General features: G+C 65.2%; 11 protein-coding genes and 1 other annotated feature. Of the genes, 10 read left to right on the forward strand and 1 reads right to left on the reverse strand.

Annotated features, from left to right (window positions below; all coding sequences use genetic code 11):
* The first annotated feature begins 12 nt into the window (after positions 1–12).
* From ispE to PH256_RS03510, 6 genes are all read left to right on the forward strand, one after another.
* Positions 13–948, forward strand: coding sequence for a 4-(cytidine 5'-diphospho)-2-C-methyl-D-erythritol kinase (gene ispE, locus PH256_RS03485; protein ID WP_270912990.1), 936 nt, complete (start codon positions 13–15; stop codon positions 946–948).
* A 96-nt stretch (positions 949–1,044) separates the two neighbouring features.
* Complete coding sequence (locus PH256_RS03490; RefSeq protein WP_270912991.1) at positions 1,045–1,635, forward strand: stage II sporulation protein R; 591 nt, start codon at positions 1,045–1,047, stop codon at positions 1,633–1,635.
* A gap of 53 nt (positions 1,636–1,688) precedes the next feature.
* A complete protein-coding gene (locus PH256_RS03495; RefSeq protein ID WP_270912992.1) occupies positions 1,689–2,474 on the forward strand; it encodes a peptidoglycan-binding domain-containing protein in 786 nt (261 codons plus the stop codon).
* Positions 2,475–2,668: 194 nt separating this feature from the next.
* Positions 2,669–3,631 carry a hypothetical protein gene (locus PH256_RS03500; RefSeq protein ID WP_270912993.1) on the forward strand — a complete coding sequence of 321 codons (963 nt, stop codon included), beginning with the start codon at positions 2,669–2,671 and terminating at the stop codon, positions 3,629–3,631.
* 13 nt (positions 3,632–3,644) lie between these two features.
* Positions 3,645–4,157, forward strand: coding sequence for an InlB B-repeat-containing protein (locus PH256_RS03505; protein ID WP_270912994.1), 513 nt, complete (start codon positions 3,645–3,647; stop codon positions 4,155–4,157).
* On the forward strand, positions 4,154–4,423 hold the full coding sequence (locus PH256_RS03510; RefSeq protein WP_270912995.1) for a hypothetical protein: 270 nt from the start codon (positions 4,154–4,156) through the stop codon (positions 4,421–4,423). The genes PH256_RS03505 and PH256_RS03510 overlap by 4 nt, the downstream gene beginning before the upstream one ends.
* Positions 4,424–4,495: 72 nt before the next feature.
* Here PH256_RS03510 and PH256_RS03515 read toward each other — a convergent pair whose 3' ends face one another.
* A complete protein-coding gene (locus tag PH256_RS03515) occupies positions 4,496–5,068 on the reverse strand; it encodes an HD domain-containing protein (RefSeq protein ID WP_087183502.1) in 573 nt (190 codons plus the stop codon).
* A gap of 216 nt (positions 5,069–5,284) precedes the next feature.
* Positions 5,285–5,567, forward strand: a binding site (T-box leader).
* Between the two features lie 74 nt (positions 5,568–5,641).
* Between PH256_RS03515 and ilvD the strand changes: the two genes are divergently transcribed.
* The 4 genes from ilvD (at position 5,642) to addA (ending at position 15,282) form a co-directional block, all read left to right on the forward strand.
* Entirely contained in the window at positions 5,642–7,300 is a 1,659-nt protein-coding gene (gene ilvD, locus PH256_RS03520; protein ID WP_270912996.1) for a dihydroxy-acid dehydratase, read from the forward strand.
* A gap of 70 nt (positions 7,301–7,370) precedes the next feature.
* Positions 7,371–8,393 carry a bile acid:sodium symporter family protein gene (locus PH256_RS03525; RefSeq protein ID WP_270912997.1) on the forward strand — a complete coding sequence of 341 codons (1,023 nt, stop codon included), beginning with the start codon at positions 7,371–7,373 and terminating at the stop codon, positions 8,391–8,393.
* A 118-nt stretch (positions 8,394–8,511) separates the two neighbouring features.
* Entirely contained in the window at positions 8,512–11,760 is a 3,249-nt protein-coding gene (locus PH256_RS03530) for a PD-(D/E)XK nuclease family protein (RefSeq protein ID WP_270912998.1), read from the forward strand.
* A gap of 18 nt (positions 11,761–11,778) precedes the next feature.
* A complete protein-coding gene (gene addA, locus PH256_RS03535) occupies positions 11,779–15,282 on the forward strand; it encodes a helicase-exonuclease AddAB subunit AddA (protein ID WP_270912999.1) in 3,504 nt (1,167 codons plus the stop codon).
* Positions 15,283–15,310: the final 28 nt, after the last annotated feature.

Below are 15,310 nucleotides of genomic sequence, written 5' to 3' on the forward strand. Positions count from 1 at the left end.
GAGGTGTGAGCCATGAAACAGGTAACCGTGCTGGCCCCGGCCAAGCTGAACCTGACGCTGGACGTGACCGGCCTTTTGCCCGGCGGCTACCACGCGCTGGATATGATCATGCAGACCATCACCCTGCACGAGCGGGTGGTGCTGCGCAAAAGCCGGGATCTGATCCTGCGCCTGCCCGGCAGCCGTATCCCGGCCAACGAAAAGAACACCGCCTACAAGGCGGCGCTGGCCTTCTTCCACTATACCGGTCTGCTGGCCGGTGTGGAAATCGAGATTCACAAGGCCACCCCGGTGCGGGCGGGCATGGCGGGCGGCAGCGCCGACGCCGCCGCCGTGCTGGTGGGCATGAATGAGCTGTACGGGGCAAAGCTGTCCATCACCGAGCTGTGTGCCATCGGCGCCACCATCGGTGCGGACGTGCCCTTTGCCATTTTGGGCGGCACCTGCCGGGTGCAGGGCATCGGCGACATCCTCAAGCCCCTGCCCCCCTGCCCGGACTGCTGGTTTGTGGTGGTTATGCCCAGCGTGGGCGTGAGCACCCCCGAGGCCTTCGCCCGTTACGACGAGGTGGGCAGCAGCGTCCACCCGGATTCCGCCGCCGCGGAGGCAGCGGTGAAGGCGGGGGACCTGAACGCGCTGTGCGCCGCCAGCGGCAACGCCCTGGAGGAATGCAGCGGCGCAAAGGAGACCCCGGCCATCAAGCGGCTGCTGAACGAAAATGGCGCACTGGCCAGCCTGATGACCGGCAGCGGCGCGGCAGTGTTCGGCGTGTTTGATGACGAAGCCGCCGCAAAGCAGGCCGCCGCCGCCCTGCGCCGGGAGTACAGTCAGGTTTATCTGGCCCGGTCGGACCGCTGGGGCGCCCGTGTGGTCCACAGCCGCCGACCGGCCCCCGCCCGGAACAAGGGCGGAAAAAATCCCGAGCAAAAATCCCATCCGGCGGAATAAAAAACGGAACGCACGTCCATTCTATTGGCAGAAGCTGCCAAGGAAAGGACGTGCGTTTTTATGTTTTTTGCGGTACTTAAAGAAAATAAATCTTGGGTGGCCCATGTGGCCCTGGCTGCCGGGCTGGTGCTGTCAATTACTGTGAGCGGCTGGCTGGGCCCTTTCTCGGCGGCCTGCGCCTCCCTGCGGCAGGACACCCTGCGCCTGCACGTGCAGGCCAATTCCAACAGCGAAGAGGACCAGGCCCTTAAGCTGCTGGTGCGGGATGCGGTGCTGAAGACCGCCCAGACCCTGTTCGCCGGTCTGCCGGACCAGCAGGCTGCCCTGGAAACCGCCCGGGCCCATCTGCAGGACTTCCAGCGCGCGGCCGAGCGGGTGGTGCGCGAAGAGGGCAGCAACCAGACGGTGCGGGTCTATGTGACCAACATGTATTTCCCCACCACCGCCTACGAGGCGTTTACTCTGCCCGCGGGCCGGTACGATGCGCTGCGGGTGGAGCTGGGGGACCACGCGGGCCGCAACTGGTTCTGTGTGCTCTATCCGGCGCTCTGCCTGCCCGCTGCACAGCCCGCCGAATACCCCGAGGCGGCCCAGCAGGAGATTTTGGAAAACAGCCAGGGCTACGAAGTCCGCTTCGCCGCGCTGGAGGCGGTGGAGCGGCTGGAGGAGTGGCTGCACGAAAATTGAGAGGAACATCCCGTAACGTTAGCGCATACAATGGCGCAAGGAGGGATGCAGATATGGCAACAATCACAGCAGTGCCCCCGTACTTCGGAACGGTGCTGCAAAACGGAAGCAAGGGGCCGGATTCGGCCCAGGTACAGACCTGGCTGAACGGCATCCGCAAGCAATGGCCCCAGATCCAGAGCGTCGCGGTGGACGGCCAGTACGGCGGGGCCACGGTGCAGGCGGTGAAGCAGTTCCAGACCATGGCGGGCCTGACCGTGGACGGCATGACCGGCCAGAGCACCTGGAACGCCTTGTACACCCAGTATGCGGGCATCTACGGCGCGGGTGAAATCTACCCGGGCATCGTGGCAGTCCCCGGCGCGAAGGGCGCGGTGGTGAAGAGCATGCAGCAGAAGCTGGCGGCTCTGAGCAAGGTGTACACCGGCATCCAGACCATCTCGGCGGATGGTGTGTTCGGCGGCGGCACCTCGGCGGCGCTGCGCCGGTTCCAGCCCCAGTTCGGCCTCACCGCCGACGCATTGCTGGGCAAGAACACCTTTGCCGGGCTGGCCAAGGTGTATGAGGCCGTGCGGGCCGGGAATCCGCCCAAGGTGGTCACCCGGTATGCGGGCTATGTGATGCAGCAGGGCAGCAGCGGCGACTGGGTACGCTTTTTGCAGAGCTACCTGAACGGCGTTGCGGGTGTGCCCCAGCTGACCGTGGACGGCAACTTCGGGTCCGGTACCAAAAAATCGGTGGTGGCTTTCCAGGGCCAGCAGGGCCTGACGGCGGATGGCAAGGTGGGTACCGCCACCTGGAGCCGTCTGATTACGGTGTTCAACCAGCAGCTGGGCTGACCCAAAAGCGGTAAATACCGGATAGAAAGTAGGACTTTTCTCCAATCCGCAGGGAGAAAGGTCCTGCTTTTTTGTGCTTTTGATGTTTTTATTCTCTCTGTGTTGGTAGGTTAATGATACAATGATATAGTCTGTGAAAGAGTGATCATATTTACTGCTTGTGCTTGCAAAAGCAGAGGGAGGTTGATTGTTCCATGAGAAGGAATGCCTTGCGCCGGGGCCTGTGCCTGCTGGCCGCAGTGATGATGCTGGCAGCGTCGCTGCCGGTTTCCGCCTTCGCCCAGGAGCTTCCGGCTGCGGTCCACGCAGATGCCGGGGGACAAAGCGGCGAGGAAGCTCCGCCTGCCGGGGAGGATGCTGCCGCTGCGGAAGCTGGAGCTGTAGAGGATGCAGCCAGCGGTGAGAATGCCGAAGAAGCTGCGACCCGGCCTGCCACCGTGGAAGAGCCCGCCGCCCCCGCGGCAGCGCCCGCCGAATCGGAAACTGCCCCCGCGGAGGAAAACAGCGCCGCCCAGGGCGTGGCAGTGAACGAAACGAACTTCCCGGACGCCGCCTTCCGCGCCTGGCTCCTGCGGCCGGAAAATCTGAACGGCGCTGGGGTGGACGGTCTGCTCACCGATGCAGAGCGGCAGGCTGTAACCGCCATGGACGTGAGCAATCAGGGCATCGCCAGCTTACAGGGCATCGAGCATTTCACCCAGCTGAAGAGCCTGAACGCTTCCGGCAACCAGATGACCAGCCTCACCCTGAAGCTGCCTGTGCTGGAGGGGCTGTATGTGGCCTATAACCAGTTCACAATGCTGGATGTGACCGGCTGCCCTAAGCTGGTGGATTTGAACTTCGAGATGAACCTGCTCACCCAGGTGGACCTTTCCGGCAACCCGGAGCTGGTGCAGCTTTATTCCCGGCACAACCTGCTCACCAGCCTGGATCTGAGCCACAACACCAAGCTGGAGGACAGCGGCTTTGTGGGCCGCAACAACGACCTGCGCACCCTCATTCTGCCCAACGTGCCCGGTCTGCAGGTGGACACCGAGGACTTCCTGGAGCAGGACCCCATTGTGGGCTCCGAGCGGTCGGAATGGTTCTACGACAGCCAGTACACCCAGCCCATCCAGGAAAAATACATCGCCGGACGGCAGTGGCACCGCCTATGAAAACGGCCAGCAGGTGAGCAGCCTGGGCGGCAAAAAGAGAGACGGCGACAAGGTAGATCTGTACGCCCAGTGGAAGGCCAATTCCTACACCATCCGATATGAAGCCGGAGAGGGGCAGGGCAGCATGGAACCCACCCAGGCCCGCTACAACACCGAAGTGAAGCTGGCTGGCTGCGCCTTTTCCAAGGAGGGCAGTGCCTTCGCCGGCTGGAGCACCCGGCCCGGCGGGCCGGTGCAGTACACCGACGGCCAGACCGTAAAAAACCTCACCGTTGAGGAGGGCGGCGTGGTGACCCTGTATGCGATCTGGAAGAGCGCCCCGGTCACACAGCCCACCGTAACTCCGGCGCCCACCGCGACCCCGGTACCCACCGCAACGCCGCAGCCCACTGCAAAGCCGGAGGCTACCCAGGCTCCACAGGCCATCACAAAGCCGGAAAGTACCTCGGCGCAGCAGACACCGCAGGCCACGCAGGCCCCGGCTGCCGTTCCGTCTGCAGGCAGAGCAGCGGCCAGCAGACGGTGAGCCAGCCCAATAAAACCCAGGCAAAGCAGCCTGCCCAGAGCCCGGAGCCGTCCCCGACGCCCGTGCCCACCCAGGTCCCGGCCCAGCCCACCGCCAAGCCTCAGGAGCAGCCGGAACGCACCGCCGCTCCGGAAAGTGAGAGCAGCGAAACCGCCGCCTCGAAAACCAAGGCGGGCAAGCCGCTGCCGCTGCTGATTGCAGCAGGCGCGGCTGCCTCCGCCGGTGTTCTGGCGCTGGCCTGGACGCTGATCCGCAAACACAAATAACCAAAGCAAAGACCGGTATCCCAGTGGGATACCGGCCTTTTTCTGCCGTTCAAATCTGAAAAACGGGGCGGTTCAGCCCTCCTTGGGGCCAAGACCCAGCGCGTCCATCTGCTCGCGCATGCCCTGGATGCACAGCTCGATCACGTCGCCCAGTTCCATGCCCAGCATCTCGCAGCCCTGCTTGATCACCGCCCGGTCGATCTTGGCGGCGAACTTTTTGTCCTTGAACTTTTTCTTCACGCTGGAGGCCTCCAGGTCGGAAAGCCCGCCCGGCCGCATGCGTGCGGTGGCCCCGATCAGACCGGTGAGCTCGTCCACCGTGAACAGGCTCTTCTCCATGGGGGTCTGGGGCTCCACTTCGCTGCAAAGGCCGTAGCCGTGGGCCAGAATCGCCCGGATGCTCTCCTCGTCCACACCGGCGGCGCGCAGGGGCTCCTCGGTGTGCTTCAGGTGCTCTTCGGGGTATTGCTCGTAATCGTAATCGTGCAGGTAGCCCACCGCCTGCCAGTAGGCCTCGTCCTCGCCGAAGTGGCGGGCCATGGCCCCCATTGCGGCGCTCACGCCAATGGCGTGCTCGAACAGATGAGCCTCGGTGGTGGTGCTGTGCAGCAGCTCTTTGGCGCGTTCCATCGTCAAACCTGCCATTTGAATCAACCTCATTTCTCGGTTCCGCGCGGGGAGAATGAAGACTCCGGTGCGGTGCGTTTTTTGTTATTGTAACAGAAAAAATCCCGGTTGCAAAGTGCGGAATGTACGAATAAATTCAAACAAATTGACGTGAATTTATTCAAAATAATCAGCCGAAAACTGCTTGACAACGGCGCAAACAGTGCTATAATGATCACAACGACAATTCAATACGCAAAAGCATTGAAGAGGAAAAGTACCCTGTGTACTGCGCCCAGAGAACTGCCGGTTGGTGCGAGGCAGCGCGATCAAGGCCGGGAGAAAAATCACCTCTGAGCTGCCGCCTGAAAGGCCCTTCGGGGCGCGAGTAAACGCGGACGGAAGGCAACCGTTATCCCGCCGTCTGGTTAGAACCGGCTAGAAAAAGCCGGGGAGTCCGGGCATGAGGTGGCTTCGCCGTCTGGCGGGGCAACAAGAGTGGTACCGCAGAGCGCTTTCAAAAGCCTTTGTCTCTTGCATTCGAACGAGTTCGAGTGCGAAAGACAAAGGCTTTTTTATTTTGATTTTACGATAAAAAGGGGATTTGGAACCATGAGAAGTGACAACGTGAAAAAAGGTGCCGAGCGCACCCCCAACCGCAGCCTGTTCTACGCACTGGGCTACACTGACGAGGAGCTGGACCGGCCGCTCATCGGCGTGGTGAGCGCCTTCAGCGAGATCGTGCCCGGCCACTCCCACCTGGACAAGCTGGCCCAGGCGGTGAAGGACGGCGTGCGCATGGCGGGTGGCACCCCGGTTCTGGTACCGGCCATCGGCGTGTGCGACGGCATCGCCATGGGGCACACCGGCATGAAATATTCGCTGCCCAGCCGCGAGCTGATTGCCGACTCGGTGGAGACCATGGCCCTGGCCCATTGCTTCGACGGCCTGGTGCTGGTGCCCAACTGCGATAAGATCGTGCCCGGCATGCTGATGGCCGCGGCCCGGCTGAACATTCCCTCCATTCTGGTGAGCGGCGGCCCCATGCTGGCGGGCCGTCAGGGCCAGCGGAAGGTGAGCCTGTCCCAGATGTTCGAGGCGGTGGGCAGCTACAAGGCGGGCCTGATCGACGACGCCACCCTGGACGACTTCACCAAGAACACCTGCCCCGGCTGCGGCAGCTGCGCGGGCATGTACACCGCCAACAGCATGAACTGCCTGAGCGAGGCCATCGGTATGGCGCTGCCCGGCAACGGAACCATCCCGGCGGTCTACTCCGCCCGCACCCAGCTGGCAAAGAACGCGGGCATGCAGGTGATGAAGCTGGTGGAGCAGAATCTCTGCCCCCGGGACATCCTCACCCCCGCCGCCTTTGAAAATGCCCTGGCCACCGACATGGCCCTGGGCTGCAGCACCAACAGCGTGCTGCACCTGCTGGCCATCGCCAATGAGGCGGGCGTTCCCATGGATCTGGCCACCATCAACGCGGTCAGCGCCCGGGTGCCCAACCTCTGCCACCTGGCTCCGGCGGGCCCCACCCACATTGAGGACCTGTATGCCGCGGGCGGCGTGCAGGCGGTGATGAAGCAGCTGGCGGACGCGGGCCTGCTCCACACCGAGCTGCCCACCGTCACCGGCAAGACCCTGGGCGAGAATCTGGCCGGGGCCGAAAACCGGGACCCCTCCGCCATCCGTCCCATGGACAATCCCTACAGCACTACCGGCGGCATCGCGGTGCTCTGGGGCAACATCGCAAAGGACGGCTGCGTGGTCAAGCGCAGCGCCGTTGCCCCCGAGATGCTGGTGCACGAGGGCCCGGCCCGGGTGTTCGACAGTGAGGACGAGGCCATCGCCGCCATCTACGCGGGCCAGATCCACCCCGGCGACGTGGTGGTCATCCGGTATGAGGGCCCCAAGGGCGGCCCCGGCATGCGAGAGATGCTCAACCCCACCAGTGCTCTGGCCGGCATGAAGCTGGACAAGACCGTGGCCCTGATCACCGACGGCCGCTTCTCCGGTGCATCCCGCGGCGCATCCATCGGCCATGTGAGCCCGGAGGCCGCCCAGGGCGGCGAGATCGCCCTGATCGAGGAGGGCGACACCATCTCCATCGACATCCCCGCCGGCAAGGTGGAGCTGAAGGTGAGCGAGGAGGAGCTGGAGCGCCGCCGTGCAGACTGGAAGGCCCCCGCCCCCCGCATCACCACCGGCTGGCTGGGCCGCTATGCAAAGCTGGTGAGCAGCGCAAACACCGGCGCGGTGCTCAAATAATCCTTTGGGAACAATAATTTCTTGCGGAATTTTGCAAAATCGAGTGTGAAACAACAGGAGGAACGAAAGAATGAACGCGTTGAAAAAGGTGAGCAAATTTGTGGGCCGGTACATGGCCTTCATCGTGGTGGCGGTTGCCGCTCTGGCCTTCTTTGTACCCGAAAGCTTTTTGTGGGTGGGCAAGGACTGGAACGTGGTGACCCGTCTGGTCACCGTGAACAACCTGCTGATGGTGGTCATGTTCGGCATGGGCCTGACCCTCAAGCTGGAGGACTTCAAGGTGGTCTTCACCCGCCCGAAGGACGTTCTGGTGGGCTGCGCGGCCCAGTTCGTTATCATGCCGTTCCTGGCCTTCCTGCTCATCAAGCTGTTCAACCTGCCTCCCGAGCTGGCGGTTGGCGTGATGCTGGTGGGCACCTGCCCCGGCGGCACCTCCTCCAACGTGATGACCTTCCTGGCCAAGGGCGACGTTGCCCTGAGCGTTGGCATGACCGCCTGCTCCACCGTGCTGGCCCCCTTCATGACTCCCGCGCTGACCTACCTGTACCTGCGTGAGACCGTTTCCGTGGATGCCATGAGCATGTTCGTGAGCATCGTGCAGGTGGTTGTAGTACCCATCGCCCTGGGCTTTGTGGTCAACAAGTTCTTCGGCGAGTTCACCCAGGCCGCCGTGGAGGTTCTGCCTCTGGTCAGCGTGGCCGCCATCGTCACCATCGTGGGCGCCGTGGTTTCCGGCAACCAGGCCAAGCTCTTCGCCAACGGCCTGCTGATCCTGGGCGTGGTCATCCTGCACAACGTTCTGGGCTACGCCTGCGGCTATGGCGTGGGCAAGCTGCTGGGCATGTCCGATCCCAAGTGCAACGCTCTGTCCATCGAAGTCGGCATGCAGAACAGCGGCCTGGCCACCAGCCTGGCAGGCACCGTCTTCCCCGACCTGGCCCTGGCCACCGTTCCCGGCGCGCTGTTCAGCGTATGGCACAACATCTCCGGCTCCATCGTGGCCAACCTGATGGCTGCCATGGCGGAGAAGAAGGCCCAGAAGGCCGAGCAGGCTGCCGCTCCCGCACAGGACGCCGCCACCGCCACTGCCTGATTTTACCTTATCAATATGTTCAGCGGGCGCTCCCGGCATGGGGCGCCCGCTTTTTGTTTGCGGGGGCGGGGCGGTGTGTTATAATCAAAAGCACAGACCAAACAAGGGAGGGATCGCCATGCTGCATCTGGTGCTGGGAGTGTCCGGCAGCGGCAAGTCGAGCCATTTGTTACAAACCATCCGCACACGGGCGCTGGCAGGGGAAAAGAGCGTGCTCATCGTGCCCGAGCAGTTCACCTCCTCCACCGAGGGGCGGCTGTATCAGCTGCTGGGGGACGAGCTGTCCGGCTATGTGACCAGCTACAGCTTCACCAGCCTGGCGGAGGATATTCTGCAGGCCTACGGCGGCGCGGCGGTGCGCACCCTCACCGACGCGGGCCGGGCGGTGCTGGTGCGCCGGGCGCTGCAGTCCATGGGGCCGAATCTGGTGTACTACAGCCGCCACCGGCGCAGCGCGGCCTTCTGCGAAAAATGCGCCGAGACCCTGGACGAATTCAAGAGCGCCGGTCTTGACCCCCGGCAGCTGGAGGAATTGGCCAAGAACACCGGCCACAGCAGCCGCAAGCTGGGCGAGCTGGCGGGCATCTTTGCCGCTTACGAGGCATTGCTGGAGGGCTCGGCCATGGACCCGGGCGACCGGGTGCTGGCGGCGGCCAAAGCGCTGCAGCCGGACTTCTTCGCCGGGCGCGCGGTGTTTATCGACGAATTCGATACCTTCAACGCGCCCAAGCGCCGCCTGCTGGAGGCGATGCTCACCATGGCCGAGGATGTGACGGTGGCCCTTTGCTGCGACGGGCTGGAGGACTACGAGGGAGGCCTCGGCCTGTTCAGCGGAGCCAAGCAGATGGCGGCGGCCCTGCGCCAGCTGGCCCGCAAAAACAGTGTGCCGGTGGCCGCGCCTTTGGTGCTGGACACCGACTTCCGCCACAGCGAAGCGCCGGACCTTGCCCGGCTGAACCGGCTGCTGTCCGGCCAATTGGAGGACCCGGCCCCCGCCAGCGAAGCCCGGCTCACCCTCTGGCAGGCCCCCACCCGGGCGGACGAGGCCAAGCAGGTGGCGGCAGCCATCCAGGCCCTGGCCCGGCAGGGAGTGCCCTACGGCAAAATGGCGGTCATCTGCCGGGACAGTGAGAACTATCTGGCCCCCATCCGGTACGAGTTCCGGCTGGCGGGTATCCCGCTCTTCTGCGACGAGGCCACCACCGCCGAGCACGCCGCCCCGGTGCGGCTGGTGCGGGCGCTGCTGGCTCTTTTGCGCCGGGGCCTGTGTACCGACAATCTGCTGGCCGTGGCCAAAACCGGCCTGACCAGTCTCACCGATCCCCAGCTCTGCGCGCTGGAAAATTACGCCTATACCTGGCAGCTCTCCGCCGCCCAGTGGCGGCAGCCCTTCACCCTGTCGCCCGCAGGCTTCGGGGCCAATACTCTTTCAGAAAAGGCGAAGAAGGAACAGGAGGAGCAGCTGGCTCTGGCCGAAGAGGCCCGGGCCTTCCTGGTGGGCGAGCTGGACGGCTTTGCCGCCCGCTGCAAGGACCTGCCCGCCTCTCAGGTCTGCGCCGCGCTGTATAAACGGATGCAGGCGCTGGGCGGCGAGGAGGCCATGGGACTAATGTGCGCCGAGCTGAAAGCCAGCGAGGGCATCCCCGCGGCCAGTGAGGCGGTGCGGGTGTGGAACCTGACGGCGGACCTTCTGAACCAGATGGCCCTGCTGCTGGGGGACGAGGTGCTGCCCGCTACCGAGCTGGCCGACCTGTTCGAGCTGCTGGTGCGAAGCACCGACCTGGGCCACATTCCCCAGACGCTGGACCAGGTGATCTTCACCACCGCGGGCCGGATGCGGCTGGATAACCCGGACTGGTGCTTTGTGCTGGGGCTGGCCGAGGGCGAGTTCCCCAAGGCCCCCGGCGACAAGGGCCTGCTCACTCACGCCGAGCGGGAAAGCCTGATGCGTCAGGGCGTGGAAATGCCGGACTGCTTCGAGAACCGGGCCATCCGGGAGCAGGTGTGCTTTTACAAGGCCCTCACCGCCCCGGCGAAAGGCCTGTGGCTCAGCTGGGCGGCGGGCAGCGCCGCCATGCCGGTGACCAGTGCCCTTGTGCCGGTGATCGAGTGCTTTACGCCAAAGGAACCGGCGCTGGAGCGGGCGGACCTGGCCGCCACCCCGGCCATGGCGCTGGACCTGCTGGGCCAGAGCTGGGATGCGGAAAGCGGCGAGACCGCGGCCCTTTTCCAAAGCCTTGCGGAATACCGGGACGAGACCGAGCAGGGCAAGCTGCTGAACCCGGTGAAGCAGGCGGCGGGGGCCGAGCCCTTTGCGGTGCACAACACCGCCGCCATGAAGCAGCTGCTGGGCCGGGAGCTGTGGCTCACCCCCAGCCGAATGGAGCGGTACTATTCCTGCCCCTTCGCCTATTTTCTGGAATACGTGCTGGGGGCAAAGCCCCGCAAGCAGGCGGCCCTCACTGCCGACCAGAGCGGCAATCTGGTGCACTATATCCTGGAGCAGGCGCTGCGCCGGGCGGGCGAGGGCTTTGTGGACCTGAGCGAGGAGCAGGTGAAGGCCCTGGCCGCCGCCATCGCAGAGGAATATGTGGAGGAGAACATGCCCGGCCAGGCCCGGCGGTTTGGTTATCTGGTGGAGCGGCTGAAAAAGAGCGCCGCCAGCCTGCTTTTGTATATCCAGGCGGAGCAGCGGCAGGGCAGCTTTGTGCCGGTGGCCTTTGAAAAGGGCATCGGCACAAGCCCGGAGGATGTGCCCCCGGTGGTGCTTACCACCTCCACCGGCGAGACGGTGCGCATGGTGGGCAAGATCGACCGGGTGGACGCCTTTGAGAAGAACGGCAACACCTGGCTGCGGGTGGTGGACTACAAGACCGGCAGCAAGGAGTTTTTGCTGGAGGACGTGAAAAACGGCCTCAACTGCCAGATGCTGGTCTATCTGTTTACCCTCACCCGCAACGGCGGGCAGCAGTTTGCCGACCCGGCCCCGGCGGGCGTGCTCTACCTGATGGCCGACCCGGCCCCCACCCGGGGCAGCCGCCAGCAGGCGGCCAAGGGCCTGGAATACAAGGTGGAGGGCCTGGTGGCGGACGAATACGCCGTGATCGACGCCATGGACCGGGAGCGCAAGGGCCTGTTCGTGCCCTTTAAGTTCGACAAGGACGGCACCCCAAAGCCCGGCCCGGCGCTGGCCAGCCTGGAGACTCTGGACGGGCTCCGGCAGGAGCTGGACGGCCTGGTGGTCCAGATGGCCGAGCGGCTTTACGCCGGGCAGGTGGCCGCCGAGCCCATCGGCCACGGCAAACGCAAGGAAACCAACTGCAAATACTGTGATTACCGCAGTGTCTGCGGCCACGAGGACGACTAAAAGGAGGACCGGCAATCTATGGCAACCATCAAATTTACCCCCCAGCAGAGCCGGGCCATCGACCACACCGGCAGCGCCCTGCTGGTCAGCGCCGCCGCGGGCAGCGGCAAGACCGCCGTACTGGTTGAGCGGGCGGTGCGCATCCTCTGCCGGGAGGAAAACCCGGTGGACGCGGACCGGCTGCTCATCGTCACCTTCACCCGGGCGGCGGCGGCCAGCCTGCGTGCAAAGCTGGCCCAGCGCCTTTCCGCCGAGCTGGCAAAGCGCCCCGGCTCGGGCCATCTGCGCCGCCAGCGGATGCTGCTGCAGCGCGCGCCCATCTGCACCATCGATTCCTACTGCCTGCAGCTTTTGAAGACTCATTTCAGTGCGCTGGACATCCCGGCGGATTTCACCACCGCCGACGGTCCCCAGCTGGCCCAGCTGCGCCGTCAGGCACTGGCGGACGCACTGGAAAACGCCTACAATGACCCGGACTTCTGCGCCTTCGCGGACCTGTACGGCAAGGGCCGCAGCGACGCCATGGCCAGCCGAGTGGTGGAGCAGCTGCACGACTTCTTGAGCAGCATGCCCCGGCCGGAGAAGGTGCTGGAGGCCTTCTGCGCCCAGTGGGAGGAGGACGCGCCCCTGGACGAGACCCGCTGGGGCCAGACCCTGCGCACCGAGGCCCGGCGGGCGGCCCTCTGCGCCCGGGAGCTGGCGGCCCAGAACCTGGAGGATTTGGCAAACGACCCGGCCATCGACGAGGCCTACCGCCCGGCGCTGGAATCGGACGAGGAGGCGGTGGACCAGCTTCTGGACGCCATCGACTCCCAGCCCTGGGATGCCATGTGCGAGGCCAGCCGCTCGCTGAGCTATGCCCGATTGAAGGCGGTGCGGGGCCATTCCAGCGAGGCGATGACCCGCATCAAGGACCGGCGGGATTTGCTGAAGGATACCCTCAAGCGTTTGCAGGAAACGGTTTTTCTGTGCAGCGAGGAGGAGTTTTTGCAGGACCGGCGCACCGCTGCTCCGCTGGTGCGGGCGCTGGCCCGGGCCGAGCGGGAATTCAACCAGCGGTTCTATCAGGCCAAGCTGGAAGAGAAGATGCTGGAATTCAGCGACGTGGAGCAGCTGGCGCTGCAGCTGCTGCAGAACGAGGACGGCACCCCCACTCCGCTGGCGGCTCAGCTGAGCGAGCAGTTCGAGCAGGTGATGGTGGACGAATACCAGGACACCAACGCCCTGCAGGACACCCTCTATCACTGTCTGGCCCGGCCGGACGGTTCCAACCTGTTCTTCGTGGGCGATCTGAAGCAGAGCATCTACCGCTTTCGCCAGGCGGACCCCACCATCTTTCAGCAGAAGCTGGACCGGTTTGTGGAATACGGCCAGCCCGGCCCCCAGAAGCTGTTTCTGGATGCCAACTTCCGCAGTGCGCCGGGAGTGATCGGCGGGGTGAATGCCCTGTTCACCCCCCTGATGAGCCGAAAGCTGGGCGGCGTGGACTACGGCCCCGGCGAGCGGCTGGTGCCCGGCCTGGGAGATCTGGAAAATTACGGCGGCTATGCCGGTGACTGCGAGTTCCGGCTGGTACAGAGCGAGCGCCCGGCGGGAGACGCGGAGTACATCGCCCGGCGCATCCGCCAGCTGATGGACCCGGCCGGCGGCTTTACCGTGCGGGGCGAGACCGGCCCCCGGCCGCCCCGGTACGAGGACTTCTGCATCCTGCTGCGCAGCCGGGGCGCCTTCGGGGACTACGCCGCCCAGCTGGAGGCGGAGGGCATCCCGGTGTATGTGGACCGGGCCGAGAATCTGCTGGACGCGCCGGAGATTCGCCCGGTGGCAAGCCTTTTGCGGGTGCTGGACAACCCCGCCCAGGATGTGCATCTGGCGGCGGTGATGCTCAGCGGAATGGGCGGTTTCACCCCGGACGATCTGGTGAACCTGCGCCTTGGCCGCAAAAACGGCAGCTTTTACGGCGCGGTGATGGCCAGCGAGGACGAAAAGGTGAAGGCCTTCGGCCAGTGGCTGCACACCCTGCGCCAGCTCAGCCAAACCATGCCGGTGGACCGGCTGATGGAGGAGATTTTTGCCCGCACCGGCTGCCTTGCCGCGGCGGGTGCCATGCCGGACGGCAGCGCCCGGCGGGAGAACCTGCGCCAGTTCGCCGCCTTTGTCTCCGGCTGCGGCGGCCATGGCCTGGCCGGTGTGGTGCGGGCCATGGACGCGGCTCTGGCGGGGGACGGCGTGCCCGGCCCGGAGCAGGGCCAGAGCCGTCCCGGCTGCGTGACCATCATGACGGTACACCGGTCCAAGGGGCTGGAGTTCCCGGTGGTCTTCGCCGCCGATCTGGGCCGGGAGTTCAATAAAGAGGACCTGCGGGCCGCGGCGGTGTTCCACCCGCAGCTGGGCATCGGCCTGACCCTGCGGGCCGGGCAGGGCGGCACCTACGTGACCGCTCCCTACCGAGCGGTGCAGTCCGCCCTTGCCCAGGAGGGCCTGAGTGAGGAGATGCGGGTGCTGTATGTGGCCTTCACCCGGGCGCGGGACAAGCTGGTCATGACCATGGCCACCAAGAACGCCCTGAAGCTGGCCCAGAAGCTGGCCCTGCGCATCTTTTCCGGCGCGCCGGAGCCATATCTGCTGGAGCACTGTGCCAGCCGGGGCGAGTGGGTGATGCAGGCCGCCATGGCCCACCCCCGGGCGCAAGACTTCTGCCGCCAGCTGGAGGTGGAGGTGCTGCCCCAGCCCCCGGTGAGCGAAAAGGAGCTGGCGGACCGGTTCACCGTGAGCCTGGAGGCGGACGAATTCACCGAGCCCGCCCCCGCCTGCCCGGTGCGGCTGCCGGAGGGCGCGCCGGACGAAACGCTGCTGGAGGCGGTGCGCAGCCGCTTTGCCTGGCAGTACCCGGCCGCGGCGCTGACCCAGGTGCCCGCCAAGGTCAGCGTGACCGCCCTCACCCACGAGGCCCAGGACCCGATCCTGGAGCGGCCCGGCTTCCTGTATAAGGAGGGCCTGACCGCCGCCGAAAAGGGCACCGCCCTCCACGCCTTTTTGCAGCACGCGGACCTGGCCGCCGCGGCAGCCGACCCGGAAGGGGAGGCAAAGCGGCAGGTGGAGGCAAAGCTGCTGGACGAGGCCCTCTACGACAAGATGGACTTTGCCAAGCTGCGGCAGTTCTTCGCCGGTCCGCTGTTCGCCCGGATGCAGTCCGCACAGCGGATTCTGCGGGAATACGAGTTCATCACCGCCCAGCCCGCCGCCCGGGCCGCTGTGGACAAGGCGGCGGATTACGGCGCGGCCCAGGTGCTGGTGCAGGGTGTGGCGGACGTGATCCTGGAATTTGAGGACCATCTGGAGCTGGTGGATTACAAAACCGACCGGCACAAAACGCCGGAGCAGTTTCTGGCCGCCTACCGGCCCCAGCTGCTTTTGTACGCGGCGGCCATCCGCCGCCGGTTTGCAAAACCGCTCACCAAAATGACTCTCTACAGCTTTTCGCTGGGCAGGGAGATCGACGTGCCGCCGGAAGCGGAATAAAAAGAAAACAGCCCCTGGCGCTGCATCG

Source organism: Allofournierella sp. CML151 (assembly GCF_027853465.1).
Lineage (GTDB): Bacteria > Bacillota > Clostridia > Oscillospirales > Ruminococcaceae > Allofournierella.